At 47.7% G+C, this 20,842-nt stretch carries 18 protein-coding genes; 8 read left to right on the top strand and 10 right to left on the bottom strand.

Features of this window, described 5'->3' with window-relative positions:
• Positions 1-6: 6 nt before the first annotated feature.
• Complete coding sequence (locus tag DN062_RS04865; protein ID WP_112158103.1) at positions 7-684, top strand: cytochrome b/b6 domain-containing protein; 678 nt, start codon at positions 7-9, stop codon at positions 682-684.
• On the opposite strand, the gene DN062_RS04860 is transcribed toward DN062_RS04865, so the two are convergent.
• From DN062_RS04860 to tkt, 10 genes are all read right to left on the bottom strand, one after another.
• On the bottom strand, positions 652-3,792 hold the full coding sequence (locus DN062_RS04860) for an efflux RND transporter permease subunit (RefSeq protein WP_205126658.1): 3,141 nt from the start codon (positions 3,790-3,792) through the stop codon (positions 652-654). The two genes, DN062_RS04865 and DN062_RS04860, sit on opposite strands and share 33 nt — an antisense overlap.
• Entirely contained in the window at positions 3,792-4,865 is a 1,074-nt protein-coding gene (locus DN062_RS04855; protein WP_162301248.1) for an efflux RND transporter periplasmic adaptor subunit, read from the bottom strand. Before DN062_RS04855 ends, DN062_RS04860 begins: the two co-directional genes overlap by 1 nt.
• Positions 4,866-5,120: 255 nt before the next feature.
• Positions 5,121-5,870, bottom strand: a complete 750-nt coding sequence (locus tag DN062_RS04850; RefSeq protein ID WP_112158097.1) for an amino acid ABC transporter ATP-binding protein — start codon at positions 5,868-5,870, stop codon at positions 5,121-5,123.
• 15 nt (positions 5,871-5,885) lie between these two features.
• Positions 5,886-6,980, bottom strand: coding sequence for an amino acid ABC transporter permease (locus DN062_RS04845; protein ID WP_112158095.1), 1,095 nt, complete (start codon positions 6,978-6,980; stop codon positions 5,886-5,888).
• Between the two features lie 2 nt (positions 6,981-6,982).
• A complete protein-coding gene (locus DN062_RS04840) occupies positions 6,983-8,161 on the bottom strand; it encodes an amino acid ABC transporter permease (RefSeq protein WP_112158093.1) in 1,179 nt (392 codons plus the stop codon).
• 104 nt (positions 8,162-8,265) lie between these two features.
• On the bottom strand, positions 8,266-9,279 hold the full coding sequence (locus DN062_RS04835; protein ID WP_112158091.1) for an amino acid ABC transporter substrate-binding protein: 1,014 nt from the start codon (positions 9,277-9,279) through the stop codon (positions 8,266-8,268).
• 443 nt (positions 9,280-9,722) lie between these two features.
• Positions 9,723-10,787, bottom strand: a complete 1,065-nt coding sequence (gene fba, locus DN062_RS04830) for a class II fructose-bisphosphate aldolase (RefSeq protein WP_112158089.1) — start codon at positions 10,785-10,787, stop codon at positions 9,723-9,725.
• A gap of 34 nt (positions 10,788-10,821) precedes the next feature.
• Positions 10,822-11,988, bottom strand: coding sequence for a phosphoglycerate kinase (locus DN062_RS04825; RefSeq protein WP_112158087.1), 1,167 nt, complete (start codon positions 11,986-11,988; stop codon positions 10,822-10,824).
• Positions 11,989-12,030: 42 nt separating this feature from the next.
• Positions 12,031-13,050 carry a type I glyceraldehyde-3-phosphate dehydrogenase gene (locus tag DN062_RS04820; protein ID WP_112158086.1) on the bottom strand — a complete coding sequence of 340 codons (1,020 nt, stop codon included), beginning with the start codon at positions 13,048-13,050 and terminating at the stop codon, positions 12,031-12,033.
• 42 nt (positions 13,051-13,092) lie between these two features.
• Positions 13,093-15,093 (bottom strand): transketolase, encoded by a 2,001-nt coding sequence (gene tkt / locus DN062_RS04815; protein ID WP_112158084.1) that lies wholly within the window; start codon positions 15,091-15,093, stop codon positions 13,093-13,095.
• Between the two features lie 241 nt (positions 15,094-15,334).
• On the opposite strand from tkt, the gene metK reads away from it, so the two are divergent.
• The 7 genes from metK to pyrR are packed head-to-tail and all read left to right on the top strand — an operon-like array spanning position 15,335 to position 20,821.
• A complete protein-coding gene (gene metK / locus DN062_RS04810) occupies positions 15,335-16,555 on the top strand; it encodes a methionine adenosyltransferase (RefSeq protein WP_112158082.1) in 1,221 nt (406 codons plus the stop codon).
• Between the two features lie 12 nt (positions 16,556-16,567).
• Positions 16,568-17,323: a 16S rRNA (uracil(1498)-N(3))-methyltransferase gene (locus DN062_RS04805; RefSeq protein ID WP_112158080.1), complete on the top strand. Its 756-nt coding sequence runs from the start codon at positions 16,568-16,570 to the stop codon at positions 17,321-17,323.
• Positions 17,320-18,270, top strand: a complete 951-nt coding sequence (gene gshB, locus DN062_RS04800) for a glutathione synthase (RefSeq protein ID WP_112158078.1) — start codon at positions 17,320-17,322, stop codon at positions 18,268-18,270. Before DN062_RS04805 ends, gshB begins: the two co-directional genes overlap by 4 nt.
• Positions 18,270-19,226, top strand: a complete 957-nt coding sequence (locus DN062_RS04795) for an energy transducer TonB (RefSeq protein ID WP_112158077.1) — start codon at positions 18,270-18,272, stop codon at positions 19,224-19,226. The genes gshB and DN062_RS04795 overlap by 1 nt, the downstream gene beginning before the upstream one ends.
• Before the next feature lie 51 nt (positions 19,227-19,277).
• On the top strand, positions 19,278-19,844 hold the full coding sequence (locus DN062_RS04790; RefSeq protein ID WP_112158075.1) for a YqgE/AlgH family protein: 567 nt from the start codon (positions 19,278-19,280) through the stop codon (positions 19,842-19,844).
• A 10-nt stretch (positions 19,845-19,854) separates the two neighbouring features.
• Complete coding sequence (gene ruvX / locus DN062_RS04785) at positions 19,855-20,337, top strand: Holliday junction resolvase RuvX (protein WP_112158073.1); 483 nt, start codon at positions 19,855-19,857, stop codon at positions 20,335-20,337.
• Positions 20,312-20,821, top strand: a complete 510-nt coding sequence (gene pyrR / locus DN062_RS04780) for a bifunctional pyr operon transcriptional regulator/uracil phosphoribosyltransferase PyrR (protein ID WP_112158071.1) — start codon at positions 20,312-20,314, stop codon at positions 20,819-20,821. Before ruvX ends, pyrR begins: the two co-directional genes overlap by 26 nt.
• Positions 20,822-20,842 lie beyond the last annotated feature (21 nt).

Below are 20,842 nucleotides of genomic sequence, written 5' to 3'. Positions count from 1 at the left end.
TCGATTATGAATAAGCCCGTTAAAGTCTGGGACTGGAGCATACGCATTTTTCACTGGTGCTTACCCCTTCTGCTATTTTTACTTTGGTTTTCGGCCACTCAAAGCCAAAACTTTGATGCGCTCGAACATCATATGCTTATTGCTCAAATTCTAATGGGCTTGCTAATTTATCGTGTTATTTGGGGGTTTATCGGGACTCCCGCGGCCCGTTTCAGCCGTTTTTTGGTCGGCCCAAAGACCCTAATTGAATACACTCAGTCTGTCCTGACCCGTAAACCCTTACACTATGTTGGGCATAACCCTCTTGGTGGATTGATGGTCATCGTATTACTGGGTGCTGTTGGCTTTCAGCTACTCACAGGATTGTACACCAGTGATGATATTCTTTACTCAGGCCCTCTCTATAGCAGTGCTAGCCGAGACACCACAAGCTGGATGGCCAGTTGGCATCATCGGTTTTTTGATTACATACTGATCCTAGTAGGTGTTCATTTACTGGCCATCTTGATACATAAACTAATGGGAGAAGGCTTGGTGAAAGCCATGTTTACTGGCACCAAGCCATCAGAGGGCGCTCGGGATATAGAAAAACTAGAACCGGAACCAACATCCTTTCCTTGGATCCGATTTGTGATTGCCATAATTTTAGCGCTAGCGAGCGTGGCGTACATCTTCTACGTTTAAGACGCTCTGCTCTTTGCGTTGCATCGGATGCAGCAAAGAGTAGATCACGGGCACTAGCAATAGCCCCACTAAGGTTGAAAAGCTCAGACCAAATACGATGGCCACGGCCAGTGGCCTTAACATTTCTGAGCCTTCACCTATACCAATGGCTAAAGGTAACATACCCGCAACCGTGGTTAGGGTAGTCATCAAAATAGGCCTTAGCCGAAGTTTCGCTGCCGCAATAATCGCCTCATCTCGCAACATTCCTCGGTCACGCTGCAGTTCAATATATTCAACAAGGACAATTGCGTTATTGACCACAATTCCGGCAAGCATAATCATGCCTAACCAGACAGGCATCGACAGTGGCATGTCAAGCAATACTAAGCCCCCAGCAACGCCAATGGCAGAAAAAGGCACACTAAGAATAATAATCACGGGGTTGCGCAACGACTCGTACTGCACAGCCATCACCACAAACACTAAGAACAACGCCAAGCCTAATAGAATTCCAGTTAAGGCCTGTCCCTCTTGTAAGGCCTGACCCGCTCCACCATCAAATCGAGAGTACCCTTCAGGCATCTGCATATCCGCTAAACGCTGATCTATCTCCTGCATCACCTTGGCTAAGGAGTATCCATTCATCAAGGATGCACTGACATCTACCACTCGCATCTGACTGTCGCGACGGATATTACCGGGCGCTTGGACAACCGAGACACTCACTAAATCCGAGAGATACACAGGATCGGCATTGCGACCGTTTACGAACAGCATAACCGACTCAAGGTCTTGAATGTCTCGAGTCAGATCCGCTGAGAAACGAATACGAATATCGTAACTACGCCCTTGCTCAACATAGTCATTCACCACTCGCCCTTCTAGCGCCATCAACAAAGCACTATTAATATCCACCACATCGATTCCAAGTGCGGCGGCTCGTTCTCTATCCACTCTAAAATCAAGCTCTTGGGTTTCCTCTTCAGCAGAAAACGCTAAATTTTGTAGGCCAGGGAGCCCAGTTAGGCGTTGCAGCGTTTCGCGTGCTAAACGATTGAGTTGCTGTAAGTCATCGCCCTGAATGCGGATGCTGATGTCATCATCTCCACTACTGGTACGAATCCCTCGCACACCTTGGGGTCTGAGTCTGGCTTGAATACCGGCCAACTGTAACTCAGCAATTGCGCGGTTGGTTTGATTAATCCACTCTTGCGAACTGAGATCCCGATCGGACAAGGGCACTAACTGAATCGTCATTGAGGCTTGATTAGCGGCCTCACGCGTTGAACGCCCCCATACACCGCCACCCGACACAACAAATAAGCGCTCTACCAGCGGGTCCTGCTGGATAAGACGCTCAATCAGCAAAACGCGCTGATCCATTTCCTCCAAGGTAATGTCTGGGTCGGCAATCAATCGAGCTTGAATTTGACCATCATCCATTGCAGGAAGAAAAATTTCAGCTCCCTTCAAAAAGACAGGAACCGCATATGCGAAACCTGCCACAAAAATGATGGGCACAATCCAACGCACCTTGAGCACCTTGGCAATAAAGACTGAATACGCCAACTGCAGACGGTAAATGGCAGTATCAACCACCTTTCTAAATCTCGAAGTTTTATGGGTAATCACACGCGCAGATAAAGCTGGAACCAGCGTCAAAGCAATTACCATCGAAGCAACAACAGCCGCTGAAATTGTGATAATCAGCTCGCGAAACAAAAGCCCTACCAAACCACCAACAAACAAGAAAGGTAAAATAGCAGCTAAGTTTGTCGAAGTAGAGGCCAAAATTGCCGAATTAACCTCTGCAGCTGCATTGGCGGCATCTTCATGGCTGCCCTCACCTTCACGCTGATGTCGATAAATATTCTCCAGCATCACAATGGTGTTATCCACCAACATTCCTACACCTAACGCCAGACCACCCAGTGTCATGATATTCAGGGTCAAGCCACTAGCGCCCATCAGTACAAAGGTCACCATCACCGCAATAGGAATGGCACTGCCAATAATCAGGGTTCGGCGAATATTTCCTAAAAAGAAATACACCACGGACATGGCCAGAAGAGCACCACTAACGACGGCAATCACGGAGTTATTCAGCGCTTGCTTCACAAAATACGATTGATCAGTCAGCGGTTGAATAAGGATATCGGCTGGTATTAAATCCTGCTCTTGTAACCACTTCAGTCGTGCATTGACATTATCAGCGACAGTTATGGTATTTGCATCTGGTTGACTTTGGATTGATAACTGGACACTGGGAATACCGTCGGCTCGAACACGTATACTTTCATCTTTATGAGTATCCAAGATTTGGGCAATCTCATCTAGATACACCACACTGCCGTCAGCTAGGCGGATTGTCAGTTGCGCCAACTCAGTCACTGACTCAAAGCGTCCACTAATGCGACCCGCAATGTCTTGACTGGCTCCTCGTAATCGTCCCGACGCATCTTGGCGATGATTACGATTCAGAGCATCAATAACATCCTCGACATCTAAGCCCAAACTGGCAAGACGTTTGGGGTCTGGTAATATTCGAATTTCTCGCTCTAGCCCACCACCGACCTCTGCCGATGCCACTCCTGGCAAGTTAATAAACCACTTTGAAAAAACATCGTCCGTCCAACTTCGCAACTCAATCGAGTCTTTTAGCGCAGAGCTGATGGCAAACTGCATCACGGGGATCTGAGAAGGGTCTCGCTTAAAAATGGTCGGCTGCTCAATACTGTCAGGCAAAAAGCGGCGGGCTCGATCTAAACGGCTACTGGCATCGCGTAGAGCAATATCAATATCCTTGCCATAAGGAAAAATCAAATCAACACTTGAGCGACCCAGCTCCGTTGAAGATTGAATACTTACCATATCCTCTGTAACGGCAAGTTGCTCCTCCAAGAAGCGCGTCACTTGGTCTTCCATCACCAAAGCTGGCACGCCGGGATCTGTCACTGACACCCGAATTTCTGGGTAAATCAGACGAGGGAGTAGGTCGATGGACAGTCGGCCTAAGGAAAAAAGACCGAGTATCACCACCGCCAATGCCAGCATGGTAACACCGACCGGATGCTCAATTGACCACCCAGCAAGCCCCGCGCCATGACGCAAGTTAGGTTTTGACATCATCCAGCTCCGTTACGCAAGGCTAAAGGTGTCACTGGCGTGACACGACGACCTTCAGTGAGGCCCATGAAGCCACGAATGACTATAGATTCGCCATTGGAAAGGCCTGAAACCACTTCAACTTGATCCGCGATACGCTGCCCTAATTGAATGGAACGTTTTTCGACCTCATGGTTCTGACTCACCACATAGACATAGCTCTCCCCCTCAACTCGAATGGCTGAAAATGGAACCATCAAACGCTCGGCAATGGCGCTGGTTAGGCGTACTCGAACCAACTGGCCCGATCTCGCCGATGATGGAAGACTGGATGCGGTAATTTCTAATTGTCCACGACGTGTGATCGGATCTATATCGGGATAAATTCGGCTAATATAGGCTTGAAAGCGCTCTGAACCCGCCGTATCAATTTGTAACTCAACCTCGTCTCCTACAGATAACAACACCAGCTCCTGCTCCGATACTCGAAGATCTACACGTAAAACAGAAGGGTCGGAAAGGCTTAGAAGGTGTGTGTTTTTAGCCAAAAATGCGCCAGGTTCAACCAAACGCTGCGTCACTACTCCAGTGAAAGGTGCCGTCATTTTTGCAAAAGCGATGCGAACATCCAGTAAATCACGCTCGGCACGCAAAACCGCTAAATCTGTTTCTCGTCTTTGCAACTCTTCTGCCGAGATTAAATTTCGTCCCGCCAAGGAGCGAGCGCGTTGCAAATCGCTGTCTGCTCGACCCAGTTCAGCCATCACTCTGCGACGTTGTGCACTGAGTTGCGTATCGTCGAGTTCAGCCAGTACTGCACCTTTCTCCACGCGATCGCCCGGGTGATAGGGTAAATGCAACAACTGCCCTTCTTCACGCGCAAATAAATCGAATGTCTGCTGCGCTCTTAGGTTTCCCGTGCGCACACGATCCGCGCCCATCATCACTGAATTTACTTCAAATAACTCTACTAGATGAGGTCTCTGTGTTGGCACAGAGGCGGGGGTTGCTGCGGTTTGCGCCTCACACCCCATCAGAGTCAACATAACAAGCAGTGCTAAAATGGTCCATCGATAGCGCCACTGAGAATGCATGCAATACCTATTCATAATATAAAAACACAAAATATCTACGGAAATAGACACGAAAGGGATCATAGAGTTCGAGTCTATGACTAGGTCAAGGCTCTCGCCTTCGAATCACTGGGTCATCTCTTCAACTCTAACTACTGACATCAAAATACCATAGAAGTGCGTCTGCATTACGCTTTATTCAAAATCCATTCACAAAAAACAAAAAAGGCCGCACCCTGCTAACATGAGTGCGGCCTTGTTGTCAGTCTCGGTAAATTAGTGCCCTAATACCTGACTTAAGAAGAGCTTGGTACGCTCAGATTGTGGGTTATTGAAGAAGGATTCTGGTTCATTTTCTTCAATAATTTGACCGGCATCCATAAAGATGACGCGATCGGCTACTTTCTTCGCAAATCCCATTTCGTGAGTTACGCAAAGCATCGTCATCCCTTCACCCGCCAATTCCACCATAACGTCCAATACTTCTTTGATCATTTCGGGATCCAACGCCGAGGTTGGCTCATCAAAGAGCATCACACGTGGGTTCATACACAAACTACGCGCAATAGCTACACGTTGCTGTTGCCCGCCAGACAATTGCCCAGGAAACTTATTGGCTTGATCAGGGATCTTCACACGCTCAAGAAATTTCATTGCAATTTTTTCGGCTTCTTTCTGTGGCATTTTTTTCACCCAGATTGGAGCCAACGTGCAGTTTTGCAACACGGTCAGATGGGGGAATAAATTAAAGTGCTGAAACACCATTCCCACTTCTTTGCGTATTTTTCCTATGTTTTTCAGGTCATTATTCAAAATGACGCCATCAACAATAATGTCTCCCTCTTGGTGCTCTTCAAGATGATTGATGCAGCGAATCATCGTCGACTTTCCTGATCCAGAAGGACCACAGATAACGATTTTTTCACCCATTTTTACGTCTAAATTGATGTCTTTAAGCACATGGAACTCACCGTACCACTTGTTGACGTTTTTCAGAGTAATGATGTTGCCAGTTTCTTGTGTCATAAACCAAAACCCCTGTTAGCGCTTATGGCCGGTGTTAAGTTTGTTTTCTAAATAAATACTGTAGCGAGACATGCTGAAACAGAAGATCCAGAACGTAAAGGCTACAAATAAATACCCCTCAGCGGGATAACCTAGCCAAGCCGGATCTGCCAAGGCTTGACCAACCATCCCCAGGATATCCAGAAGACCAATGATGACGATCAAGCTGGTATCCTTGAACAAGGAAATCAAAGTGTTCACTATGCCTGGAATCATGATCTTCATTGCCTGAGGCAGCACGACCAAAAACATCTTTTGCCAGTAACTTAGGCCCAATGCATCGGCACCTTCAAACTGTCCTTTGCTAAGCGCTTGTAACCCGCCTCTTACCACTTCGGCCATGTACGCCGATTGGAACATGACAATACCAATCAATGCTCTCATCAGTTTATCGGCATCAGTTCCGCCGACAAAAAACAAAGGCAGCATGACGGAGGCCATGAAGAGGATCGTAATCAGCGGAACACCGCGCCAGAACTCAATAAAAATGACACAGACCATGCGTACCACGGGCATTTCACTTCGACGTCCTAACGCCAGTATCACGCCAATTGGGATTGCAACCACAATACCAATCAAGGCCAGCACCAGTGTTAACATCAAGCCACCCCAGCGATGCGTCGGGATGACCTCAAGTCCGAAACCGCCATAGAGGAGTACATAAGCAAGCACCGGATAAACGGTCAGTGCCAAAATTGCCCCTATCTTTTTGAATGGAATCCGTGGAATCGATAACCAGATCAGGAATCCAATCAAGAGAATAAAGGTCAAATTCGGTCGCCAGTAACTGTCTTCAGGATAGAAGCCATACATGAACAAATTAAAGCGCACACTGATGAATACCCAGCAGGCACCACCACTTGTACAATCAGCTCTAGTCGAGCCGACCCAGTCGGCATTCACAAAAGCCCAACTCAAAAACGGCACCAAAACAGACCAGAGCACGTAAACGGTCAGCAATGTAATCGCTGCATTTGGAATACTTGAAAATAGATTTTTTCTTGCCCAGCCAATCACACCAATTTCAGTTGCGGGTGCTGGACGAGCGGGCTTGGGTATAAATTCTGACATATCTATCGCTCCACCAACGCCACTCGACGGTTAAACCAGTTCATAAACATAGAAACGAGTATGCTGATAGTTAAATACACCATCATCGTCATGCTGATGATTTCGATGGCTTGCCCTGTCTGATTGAGTGTCGTACCTGCAAACACAGACACCAAGTCGGGATACCCTATCGCTGTTGCCAGAGATGAGTTCTTCGTGAGGTTTAGGTACTGACTGGTCATCGGTGGGATCATCACGCGCATTGCTTGCGGCAGAATAACCAACTTCATCCGTTGCCCTTCGTTAATTCCTAAAGCACGACAGGCTTCCGTTTGACCATGTGATACCGACTCAATACCTGAACGAACAATCTCGCCGATGTACGTACTGGTATAAATCGTTAATGCAAACCACAGAGCAATCAACTCAGGAAGTATGGTGATCCCCCCCCGGAAGTTAAGACCTCTTAGCTCAGGATAATCCAATACCATTGGCCGCCCCGTGATAAAGAAACCAATCACAGCGGTGCCCAACAAGATGGCAATGGATGTCCAGAACACCGGAAACTGCTGTCCCGTATCACGCATTCTACGTTTTGCCCAAATAGTTAAAGCAACCACCGCAACTACAGAGGCTACCAACAATGCTACGTAAAAGGAAAAGCCTGCGTCAGGCACTGGCTTAGGTAAAAACACACCGCGAATGTTGATAAAGATGCTTTCACCAAAAGATAAGCTATCTCGTGGCCTTGGTAGGGTTTGCAATACCACGTAATACCAAAAGAAGATCTGTAGCAACAAGGGTATGTTTCGCAGAATTTCCACATACACCATGGAAATTTTACGGAGCATCCAGTTCGGCGAGATACGGCTAATACCGATAATCACACCTAAGAAAGTGGCTGCAATAACACCCAAGAAAGACACAAGCAATGTATTTAATAAGCCGACAAAGAAGGTACGACCAAAACTAAAGGTTTCATTATATTCGATCAGCGTTTGCGAAATACCAAACCCAGCTGGCTGACTTAAAAAGCCAAACCCTGTGGAGATGCCACGCTGATGTAAATTTGTCATGACATTACCCACAATCGTCATCACAAAATAGAGCAATAAGCCCAGAATTAAGGCTTGAAAAAAAAGACTTCTCGCCGTCGGGTTATAAAACAGGCGCGAAAGACCGTTACGGTTATTTGGATTCATGATTCAATCAGCCCCATAAACAGCCGGATAGACCCAGCAAAATCGAAGCGACCAGCAGAAGCAAGGGATCTCCTTGCTCTGCTGATCATTAGGCTAATAACCGATTAACGGACAGGAGGTGCGTATTGCAGACCACCATCGGTCCACAGCGCATTCAAACCACGAGCAATGTTCAGTGGTGAGCCAGTACCAACGGTACGCTCAAACACTTCACCATAGTTACCCACTTGTTTAGAAATATTGAACGCCCAATCGTTGCTCACGCCCAACAATTCACCCATGTTGCCACTAACACCTAAGAAACGCTGGATACTAGGATCATTAGACGACTTCATTTCTTCAGCGTTAGCTGTAGTGATGCCCATTTCTTCAGCATTGATCATGGCATAAAGAGACCATTTGACCACGTTGAACCAAGCATCATCGCCTTGACGAACAACAGGGCCTAAGGGTTCTTTTGAAATAACTTCAGGCAGTACAACAGCTGAATCTGGATCAGAAAGCTGGATTCTTAACGCGTAAAGCTGAGATTGGTCAGAGGTTAATACGTCACAACGACCTGCTTCAAAACCACCGACGGTTTGGTCAGATGTATCGTAAAGAACAGGCTCATAGCTCATGCCATTTAGACGGAAGTAATCCGCTAGGTTAAGCTCTGTTGTCGTACCTGATTGAATACAAACGGATGCACCATCCAATTCCTTAGCGCTGTCTACACCTAAATCTTTGCTAACGAGGAAGCCTTGACCATCATAGTAATTGACGCCAGTAAAGTTCAAACCCAGTGACGCATCACGTGTCAGCGTCCAAGTTGTGTTACGGGATAAAATGTCAATCTCACCTGATTGCAGGGCGGTAAAGCGCTCGGTAGCGGTGAGTGAAACGAAGTTAACCTTTTCTGCATCGCCAAAAACAGCCGCCGCAACCGCACGACATACATCGGCATCAATACCTTGCCAACGACCCGTGCTATCCGTTGCCGAGAAGCCTGGAAGACCATCACTGACACCACACTGCACCGCGCCTCTGTTTTTAACTGTTTCCAATGTGTTCGCATGAGCTCCAGCAGTTGCCATAATCGCGACTGTAGCGCCTACAAGTGTTGCAATCTTCTTCATGTAAAATCTCCCATGAACATTATTTATTGTTTTACGCAACATAAAGATGTCACGCATAAACGCCCGAGAGATAATGCAATCCACATGCCAAAGAGGTAATGCTACTTCAGAAGGAGGAATCTTCGAGCGTTCATGCCGCTTCTATTTATTTAAAGGCTTAAGCCTTGATAGAAAATAGCGCAAAATTTGGAAGATGAACAGAAGAATTTTAGTAAAAAGCTCACTTTTGGTGCATTATTTTTTTATAGCGGTCTAGAAATCTGATTCATCATCTAAGGATTGAATTCAAAACAATCTGTAAATATGAAACGAGTGATAGCCACAAGAAAAGCCCCTATTAGTGATTGTTAAATAAGGGATTTATAATTGAGAACAAGTTAATTGTCTTTAAATTTAAAACAAGAAAAGAGAGGGCCTCTGCAGCCCTCGTCTGATTAAGCGGATTAGCGAACAGTAACGTCTAACAAGCCCGCTTCATAACGATCAGCCATATCTTCAAGAGAAATTGGCGTGATTTTACTGGCATGACCCGCTGTACCAAAGGCTTCATAACGTGCGATACAAACATCCCTCATCGCTGTCATTGTTTCTTTAAGATACTTGCGTGGATCAAATTCCGATGGATGCTGTGCCAAGAAGCGACGTACAGCACCCGTTGAAGCCAAGCGCAGGTCAGTATCAATATTCACCTTGCGAACACCGTGCTTAATTCCTTGTACGATCTCCTCCACAGGCACGCCATAGGTTTCAGGAATTTCACCACCAAATTCATTAATGATCGCCAACCAATCTTGTGGAACGGATGAAGAACCGTGCATCACTAGGTGGGTATCTGGAATACGCGCATGAATCGCCTTGATTCGCTCTATGGCCAGCGTATCACCTGTTGGTGGACGACTGAACTTATATGCACCGTGACTTGTTCCAATCGCAATGGCCAGTGCATCAACACCGGTTTTCTTGACGAAGTCTGCGGCCTCTTCTGGGTCCGTCAGCATCTGATCATGAGACAGAATTCCCTCGGCACCAATGCCATCTTCCTCACCTGCTTGTCCTGTTTCAAGCGATCCTAGGCAACCCAATTCGCCTTCAACCGAAACACCGCATGCATGCGCCATTTCAACGGTGCGACGGGTCACGTCAACGTTGTACTCATAGGTTGTCGGTGTTTTACCGTCAGAACCTAAAGAGCCATCCATCATCACGGATGAGAAGCCCATCGCGATTGAGCGCTGACACACCGCAGGGCTAGTGCCATGATCTTGGTGCATACACACTGGAATTTGCGGGAACTCTTCAATGGCAGCCAGAATCATATGACGCAAGAAGTTTGAACCTGCATACTTACGCGCCCCAGCCGACGCTTGCACGATAACAGGCGAGTTGGTTTTTGCGGCCGCTTCCATAATTGCACGCATTTGTTCTAGGTTGTTCACGTTAAACGCAGGTATGCCATAACCATATTCTGCTGCATGATCCAGCAGCTGTCGCATAGAAATAAGAGCCATCAGAAATCCTCAACTGACTAAATTTAATATAATTTTATTCTGCTGCACGCTGCTCAAGCATGGCGACAGCGGGCAATACCTTACCCTCTACAAATTCTAAAAATGCTCCACCGCCTGTTGAAATATAAGACACTTGTGCTGCAATTTCATATTTATCTACGGCGGCCAAGGTATCACCGCCTCCCGCGATAGAGAAGGCATCACTTTCAGCTATGGCTAAAGAGACCGTTTTTGTGCCCTCACCAAACTGATCAAACTCAAACACTCCGACCGGTCCATTCCAGATAATCGTCCCAGCCGCTTTCAGTAGCTCGGCAAGATTCTGAGCCGATTGAGGACCAATGTCCAAAATCATCTCGTCTTCGGCCACTTCGTCCACTAACTTAATTACGGCTTCTGCCGTCTCTGAGAACTCTTTTGCCACAACTACATCAACAGGCAAAGGAATGTTCACTTTTGCCATCAAGGCCTGAGCCGCTGGAATCAAATCATGTTCACACAGAGATTTTCCAACGGGTTTACCCGCCGCCGCTAAAAAGGTGTTCGCAATCCCACCGCCTACGATTAACTGGTCGCATTGGTCAGACAAGGAGTTCAAAACTTCAAGTTTTGTGGACACTTTAGATCCACCGACAATCGCCATCATCGGACGCGCAGGATTTGCCAACGCCTTTTCAAGCGCATCCAGCTCATTTGCTAACAGTGGACCTGCACAGGCAACCGGCGCAAACTTTGCAACACCATGCGTTGAGGCCTGCGCACGGTGAGCGGTGCCAAAGGCATCCATGACAAAGACGTCACACAAGTCCGCCATGGCTTTAGCGAGCGCGTCATTATCCTTTTTTTCACCCGCATTAAAGCGAACGTTTTCCAGTAATACCAAGTCCCCTTCCGCTACTTCAAACGGCGTGTTAATCCAATTGCGAATAAGGGGAACAGGACGCTTTAACACCCCAGACAAGTATTCAGCAACGGGCGCTAAAGAATATTTTTCTTCAAACTCACCTTCAGTTGGACGTCCGAGGTGAGACATAACCATTACTTTAGCACCGGCTTTCAATGCCAACTCAATGGTGGGCAAGGAGGCACGGATTCGGGCATCAGAGGTAACCTTGCCATCCTTAACTGGAACATTAAGATCTTCGCGGATCAACACCCGTTTCCCGGATAGATCCAAATCTGTCATCTTAAGCACGCTCATACTGAGTAGTCCTGTTTTGTCTGAGTAGTTTCAATTAAAAAGTTAACGTTGATTTAACCAATACTGCGCCACATCCAACATACGATTTGCATAGGCCCATTCATTATCAAACCAACACATAAGCTTAAGTAAGCGTCCACCTGACACTCGCGTCTGAGTTCCGTCCACAATGGTCGAACGGTGATCGCCGTTAAAATCAACGGAGGCATGCGGCTCTTCTGTGTAGCCAACAAGACCGAAGTGTGCGGTTGACTCCGCATAGTCTTTCAGCAAGCGGTTCACCTCTGCAGGCGTTGTCGACCGCTCGACATTGACTGAAAGATCCATTAAAGACACGTTAATGGTCGGCACCCGAACATGCAAACATTCGAAACGTCCTGCAAGATGGGGCAACAATCGGTCAATGCCTTTGCTTAACCCTGTATCCACCGGAATGATCGAGTGCAACGCACTTCGAGTAAGACGTAAATCGGTATGGTGATAACTATCAATCACGGGTTGATCATTCATGGCAGAATGTATCGTCGTCGTTACACCATTTAAAATACCATAGGCTTTATCCAGCACATCCAACACCGGTATTAAGCAGTTAGTGGTACAAGACGCGGCCGATAGCAAACGATGCTCAGGTTTGATCAAGTGATGGTTAAAGCCATACACCACCGTTGCATCAATATCAGGCTCAGCCGGATGCGAAAACAACAAACGCTTAGCGCCACTGCGCAGATGCTGTTCTGCTGCCTCACGACTTGAAAAACTGCCAGAGCACTCCATCACCAAATCGATATCCAGTGACTGCCAAGGCAATTCTTTCGCACACGAAATCCCCAACACCTGTATCGAATCTTGACCGATCAACAACTGATCTTTCTGATGAGAGACCGATAAAGGAAAGCGTCCATGCGTCGTATCATAGCGTGTCAAATACGCCAAGGTTTCAATGTCAGCTAATTCATTGAGGGCCACAATCTTAAGATCTGATTGCAGCCCCCTTTGATACACCGCCCTAAGCAGACTTTGGCCAATACGACCGTAACCATTGATCGCAACCCGAAACGTCATTCTACTGCTCTCATCAACACGCCTACTTAGGTGGTGGTATTATTAAACTCTGATAACGGAATTTGCAGTCTTCACTAAGTTATCAAGGGTAAATCCAAAGTGAGCAAACAGCTCATTTGCAGGTGCTGACTCACCAAAGGTGGTCATCCCCACGATCGCACCTTGTAAACCGACGTATTTGTACCAAAAATCAGCCTGAGCCGCTTCAACCGCCACTCGTGCAGTGACTGCAGCTGGTAGGACTTGTTCACGGTACGCGGCATCTTGTTTGTCAAAACGCTCAGTACAGGGCATAGAGACAACACGCACAGCTTTGCCTTCAGCGATGAGCGCTTGCGCGGCTTTAACCGCAAGTTCAACCTCAGAGCCTGTCGCAATCAAGATGAGATCTGGTACACCAGCACTGTCTAGCAAGATATAACCACCGCGTGCGATGTCAGCAACCTGCTCAGTTGAGCGCGGTTGATGCGCTAAGTTCTGACGAGAGAAAATCAAAGCACTGGGTCCGTCTACGCGCATGACGGCTGATTTCCAAGCAACAGCGGATTCCACCGCATCACAAGGACGCCAGGTTTCCATGTTCGGTGTATGGCGCAGGTTAGAGATTTGCTCAATAGGCTGATGTGTTGGTCCATCTTCCCCTAAACCGATTGAATCATGCGTGTAGACAAAAATAACACGCTGCTTCATTAATGCCGCCATGCGCACCGCATTGCGCGCATACTCCATGAAGACAAGGAAGGTGGCGCCATAGGGAATGAAACCGCCATGAAGTGCAATACCATTCATGATTGCGCTCATGCCAAACTCACGAACACCATAATAAACGTAATTACCAGCCGCATCGTCTTTGCTTACGCCTTTAGCACCAGACCACAGCGTAAGGTTAGAGCCAGCCAAGTCAGCCGACCCACCCAAAAACTCAGGTAAAATAGGCCCTAAGGTATTGAGCGCATTTTGCGATGCTTTACGCGTCGCGATGGTCTCGCCTTTTGCAGCAATATCTGCGATCCAAGCATCAACCTGTGTTTCGAAATCAGCGGGCAAATCACCACTTAAACGACGTAGAAGCTCCGTTGCCAACTCTGGGTAGGCTGCATTATAGGCGGCTAAGCGCTCATTCCATTCATTTTCAGCATGTTGGCCTGCTTCACGCGCGTCCCAGTCATCATAAATTTCACCTGGAACATCAAATGCCAGATATGGCCATTGCAATTGTTCACGTGCCAATAAAATTTCATCTTCACCTAAAGGGGCACCGTGACAATCTTCTTTACCCTGTTTATTGGGTGAGCCAAAACCAATAATAGTCTTGCAACAAATCAATGTTGGCTGTTCAGTATTGGCTTGAGCTTCTTCAATTGCCGCACGGATCTGATCCGCATCGTGGCCATCAACATCGGCAATCACATGCCAACAGTAGGCTTCAAAGCGTGCAGGGGTATTATCGGTGAACCAACCTTCAACCTCGCCATCAATTGAAATACCGTTATTATCCCAAAAGGCAATGAGCTTACCTAAGCCAAGCGTTCCCGCTAAAGAACATGCTTCATGAGAAATACCTTCCATCAAGCAGCCATCACCTAAGAAAGTGTAGGTATAATGGTTAATAATGTCGTGATCTTCTCTATTGAACTGGGCGGCGAGCACTTTTTCAGCGAGCGCAAAACCAACAGCATTGGTGATCCCTTGGCCTAAAGGTCCCGTAGTGGTTTCGACACCAGGACAGTAGCCATACTCGGGATGTCCCGCTGTTTTGCTGTGTAGCTGACGGAAGTTTTTCAGGTCATCGATGGACACATCGTAACCCGACAAATGCAGCAAAGAGTAGATCAGCATTGAGCCATGCCCGTTTGAGAGTACAAAACGGTCACGATCAAACCACAAAGGATTAGCCGGATTATGTTTCAGGAAGTCATTCCACAGGACTTCAGCTATATCAGCCATTCCCATGGGGGCTCCGGGGTGACCGGATTTTGCTTTCTGGACAGCGTCCATGCTCAATGCACGAATAGCATTGGCAAGTTCACGGCGAGAGGACATTGACTCAACTCCTGGGTCTAAACCCAATTAAATTTTGGTTCGGATAATTTAGTTGCTAATTTTCGCCCAGATGAGCCTTGGCTTCAAATGCAATTCACCTAAAAGAGAGAATTTCATACGAAAACATAGAATATTTCACCCTAAACGGGCAATTCAATTATGAAAAACCTACCCAGAGCCGTTAAAATGTCGGCAAAGGCCTAAATAAAAACCCTTACCCTTTTGAGGATATAGTCCGGATATGAGCGAATACACACTGTTTACATCAGAATCGGTGTCTGAAGGACACCCAGACAAAATAGCCGATCAGATTTCCGACGCTGTTTTGGATGCCATTATCGCACGCGATAAGCACGCACGTGTTGCGTGCGAAACACTGGTCAAGACAGGTGTTGCGATTGTTGCAGGAGAAATCAGCACCAGCGCTTGGGTTGACCTAGAAGAGCTCGTGCGCAAAGTGATCAGCGACATAGGCTACACCTCGTCTGATGTAGGATACGACGGTGCTACCTGCGGCGTCATTAACCTGATTGGCAAACAGTCACTCGATATCGCTCAAGGCGTTGACCGGAGCAAGCCCGAGGATCAAGGCGCCGGGGATCAAGGCTTAATGTTTGGTTATGCAACCAACGAAACCGAATCCTATATGCCTGCCCCTATTCATTACGCACACCGTTTGGTCGAGCGCCAAGCCGAACTGCGTAAAAATGGGATGCTGCCTTGGTTACGCCCCGATGCTAAAAGCCAAATCACCTTCCGTTATGACGATCAAGGCAAGCCCTGTGCCGTTGATGCTGTGGTCCTCTCAACACAACATGCGCCCGATATCAATCAAGAAGATCTACGTCGCATGGTGCGCCGAGAAATAATCGAATCCGTTATTCCTGCCGAATGGCTTTCTGAGTCCACGCGCTACCACATCAACCCGACTGGCAAATTTGTAATCGGTGGCCCTGTTGGTGATTGCGGCTTGACTGGACGTAAAATAATCGTCGATACTTATGGTGGTATGGCGCGTCATGGCGGTGGTGCATTTTCGGGCAAAGACCCTTCTAAAGTGGATCGTTCAGCCGCTTACGCTGGCCGCTACGTTGCCAAAAACATCGTTGCATCTGGCTTGGCAGAGCGTTGTGAAATTCAAGTGTCTTATGCGATTGGTGTCGCCGAACCTACTTCTGTGTCGATCAACACCTTCGGAACAGGTAAAGTGAGTGATGCGCGTATTATTGAACTGGTCAAACAGACCTTCGATTTACGTCCCTATGCGATCACACGCATGCTTGATCTGTTACACCCGATGTATCAATTAACAGCCGCCTACGGCCATTTTGGTCGTGAGCCTTTTGAAACCTCTTATTCATGGATTGATGTTGATGGCAAAGAACAAAGCGAAACCTTCACGGCCTTCCCTTGGGAAAAAACAGACCGGGCCGACGCGCTTAAAGTCGCAGCAGGACTGTAATCAGGGCCTTTTATGAGAATCCCTCGCTTTTATGACCCTCAGCCCTTGGCTGAGGGAATGCTTATCAACTTAGGTGAAACCGCAACACAGCACGCCTTAAAAGCACTGCGCCTGCGTGAAGGTGATGCATTATCTCTATTCAACAACGATGGTCATGAATATCGAGCAGAGGTTGTCGCCACTGGCAAAAACCAGATGCAGGTAAAAATCATCAATGCAAAGTTTTGTGAGCGTGAGAGCCCATTAAAAATTGAGATAGGTCAGGCCTTATCCCGAGGCGAGCGCATGGACTATGCCATTCAGAAATCAACAGAGATGGGCTGTAACAGTATTTCACCTCTATTTACCGAACGTTGTGAAGTTAAACTCAGCCATGAACGGCAAGATAAGCGTCAACGTCATTGGCAACAAGTGGCAATAAGTGCTTGTGAGCAATCTCTGCGTTGCATTGTACCCGACGTTCATTCGCCTCGTCCCTTAACTGAATGGTTACAAGATGTGCGCGCTGACCTTAAACTGGTGTTGCACCATCACAGTGCACAGCCGTTGGCTGACTTTCCACCCCCATCGTCTGTCGCTCTATTGATTGGCCCAGAAGGCGGACTAACAGAAACTGAAGTTGAGCTCGCCATCGCACAGGGCTTTTATCCCGTTGCGCTTGGCCCTCGTGTCATGCGCACCGAAACCGCCCCCGTCGTCGCCGCCTCTGTACTTCACTATTTATGGGGCGACCTCGGACCAACGACCCAACAGGACTCAGCAAAATGACAATTAAAATAGGCATAATCATGGACCCTATTGAGTCCATCAGCTTCAAAAAAGACAGCTCGCTGGCAATGCTCTGGGCCGCTCAGAGAAAAGGCTGGGATATTTGGTACATGGAGCAAAGTGATCTTTTCCTAGAGGCTGGATGTGCAAAAGCACGCATGGCGCCTCTTAAAGTTGCTATGGATGCCGATTGCTGGTTTGAAAGAGGGTCATTTGAGAACATGCCTTTGCATGAACTGGATGTAATCCTCATGCGGAAAGACCCGCCGTTTGACAATGAGTTTATTTACTCAACACACTTACTGAGCATGGCGCAAGCGGCAGGCACACTGATTGTAAATGACCCTCAGAGCCTGCGGGACTGCAATGAGAAACTGTTTGCAACACACTTTCCTCAATGCACACCACCTTTATTAGTTAGCCGTCGTAGCGATCTATTAAAGGCCTTTCATGCCACACACAAAGATGTCATTTTCAAGCCCTTAGACGGCATGGGAGGCTCATCAATTTTTCGAATCCAAGAAGACGGCATGAACCTAGGTGTCGTCATTGAAACACTCACGCAGCACGGTCAGCAAATGTGCATGGCGCAAGCCTACCTGCCTGCTATTAAAGACGGTGACAAGCGTATTCTGATGATTGACGGCGAGCCTGTCCCTTATGCGCTTGCACGCATTCCATCAGCAGGTGAAACGCGCGGTAACTTGGCCGCTGGCGGACGTGGCGAAGGTCGCCCTTTAACAGACCGTGACCGCTGGATTTGTGAACAAGTAGCCCCAACACTTAAAGCAAAAGGTTTGCACTTTGTCGGCCTTGACGTGATTGGCGATTATCTCACCGAGATCAATGTGACCAGTCCAACCTGTATTCGCGAATTGGACAAGCAGTTTCAATTAGATATCGGAATGGACTTAATGAATCTAATCGAAAAAAAACTTAGTGCATAATGAGATACAAAGCAGGACATCTAACCTTATGGAACGCCCCTGAAGCCGATCGCTTCAGGGTATATCTTTTTATAGCGCTGACCTTGCATGGAATTCTTATTCTAGCGATTAGCTTTAAGCTGCCTGAAACGCGCAAACCTGAACGCACCCTCGACATCACTCTAGCACGCTACGTCAGCGAACAAGCGCCAGACGATGTCGATTTTTTTGCACAAAGCAATCAGCAAGGTAGCGGAGACAGTGAGGAACGACTTCTTCCTTCGGTGACAGAAGAAGCACCGCTTGAGAGCGAAGAGATCAATACTCAGTCCATGCAGCCTCAGCCAACACCTTCTGCCGACATGGAGGCCGTTGAACCCACACCACCAACACCTGAACCGCCCTCTCCTGAGCCAAACCCAACTCAGGAAACAGGCAGCACCCCAGTCATCGCGACGACTCAAACACAAACAGAAAGAGCCACCGTTCAACAAGAACGAACTGCTTCCAGCCAACCTCAGCCCTTATCCGGCCACTCTGCATCGCTTCTATCTAGAAGCATGGAAATCGCCAGCTTGCAGGCACAACTGGAATACGAACAGCAAAAACTGGCCAAGCGCCCCCGAATTCGCCGCTTAACATCCGCCCCTTCAACCATGGCACACACCGATGCCGTTTATTTAGACAACTGGAGACGGCGAATAGAAGCGATTGGCAACCTCAATTACCCGGACGAAGCACGCCGTAGCAACACCTATGGAAGCCTACGCTTACTGGTTGCCGTGAAACCTGACGGCAGTGTCGCCTACATAGAGATTTTACAATCCTCAGGCCATCAAATCCTAGATGATGCCGCCACTCGTATCGTTCAACTTGCAGCCCCATTTCAGCCTTTTACCACTGAAATGAGGAAAAATACCGACTTATTGGAAATAATTCGTACCTGGAAATTTGAGAATCGGGCGCAGGTGTACTAAGCCTTATACATACCTGCGCTTTAATTGCGTTCATTTGCCAGGGTGATAAAAATGTCAGAACTACTGTCACTGAGAGACCATTTTTTAATTTCCATGCCTCATCTGAGTGATCCCCATTTCTCTCAGACACTTACTTATATCTGTGATCACAGCGAATATGGCGCAATGGGCATTATCATTAACCGCCCGGCGGGCATATTGGTTCACGATCTGTTTACACATATTGATATCGACTACAGCCAAGTCGCCATTGCTCCAACCCCTGTCTATAACGGCGGCCCCGTCCACGAAGACAGGGGTTTTGTATTGCATCGCTCCACCTTACGAAACTGGATATCCTGCCACTCGATCACATCGGATATCAGCCTAACAACGTCTATGGACATTCTTGAAGCGCTTGCCCTAGGAGAAGGTCCTGAAGAGTTCTTAGTGGCGCTTGGCTATGCAGGCTGGGGACCAGGACAACTGGAACAAGAAATACGTGACAACGTATGGTTAAGCTGCCAAGCAAATTCAGATATACTGTTTCGGTTACCAGCTGAGGAGCGACTTCAGGCAGCAGCCAATACACTGGGTGTTAATCTACATTTGATGACATCGCATGCTGGGCACGCCTGATCGAAAGTAGATGAATCAAAACAATCAAACCGCGTTGGGCTTTGATTTTGGCACAGGCCGTATTGGTGTTGCCATCGGACAACGCCTAACAGGAACAGCGCACCCCTTACCCCCCATCTCGGCCAGAGACGGGATTCCAGATTGGAGTGCTCTCTTAGAGCTTATGACCACTTGGCAACCCCAATGCCTTGTTGTGGGTCTTCCTCTCAACATGGATGGTAGCATTAGCGAAATGGCTCGCAGAGCACGAAAGTTTGCCAATCGCCTCCATGAACGCTATAAACTCCCGTGCTATCTTATCGATGAGCGCCTGACTACCCATGAAGCCAAGCAAATTCATCGCGCACAAGGCGGCAGTACGCACTACAAAAAAGATCCAGTCGATAGCATCGCTGCTCGTTTATTATTAGAAGATTGGTTTGCTTCGAACCACCTCATCCCAAGCCACACCCCATTGGAGACTGTTTATGGTATCGGGACACCTGAACGCTGAAAACTTACTTGAGTCTGTTACGCAAGAACTTCGAGTGCAAATGACGCATCGAGATCTGAATGATCCCATCATGATCGGCATTAGGACAGGAGGCGTCTGGTTGGCGGAACGACTCCATGCAGCGCTTAATCTCAGCAGCCCTTTGGGGGTACTGGATATTTCGTTTTACCGAGACGATTTTTCTCAATCAGGATTGAACCCCAAGGTTCAACCCACACAACTACCCTGCCCAACTGAAGGGCGAGATTTGATTTTAGTTGATGACGTCATCATGTCAGGAAGAACGATTCGAGCCGCAATGAACGAACTGTTTGATTACGGTCGACCCGCCTCAATCCTCCTAGTGACGCTAATTGATCTCCAGCACAGGCACCTCCCGATCCAACCCGATGTCGTTGGTGAACGCTTGACCCTAGGTGAAGATCAACAAATAAAGCTTTCTGGGCCTTTTCCCTTAGCGCTTGAAATACGTAACCGCAGCTAACTTAATTTTATTGAGTCCCGA

The sequence above is a fragment of the Nitrincola tibetensis genome, assembly GCF_003284585.1.
GTDB classification, from domain to species: Bacteria; Pseudomonadota; Gammaproteobacteria; order Pseudomonadales; family Balneatricaceae; genus Nitrincola; species Nitrincola tibetensis.
Note: the sequence above shows the minus strand (reverse complement) of the source record. Positions and strands in the feature narration are given on the sequence as shown.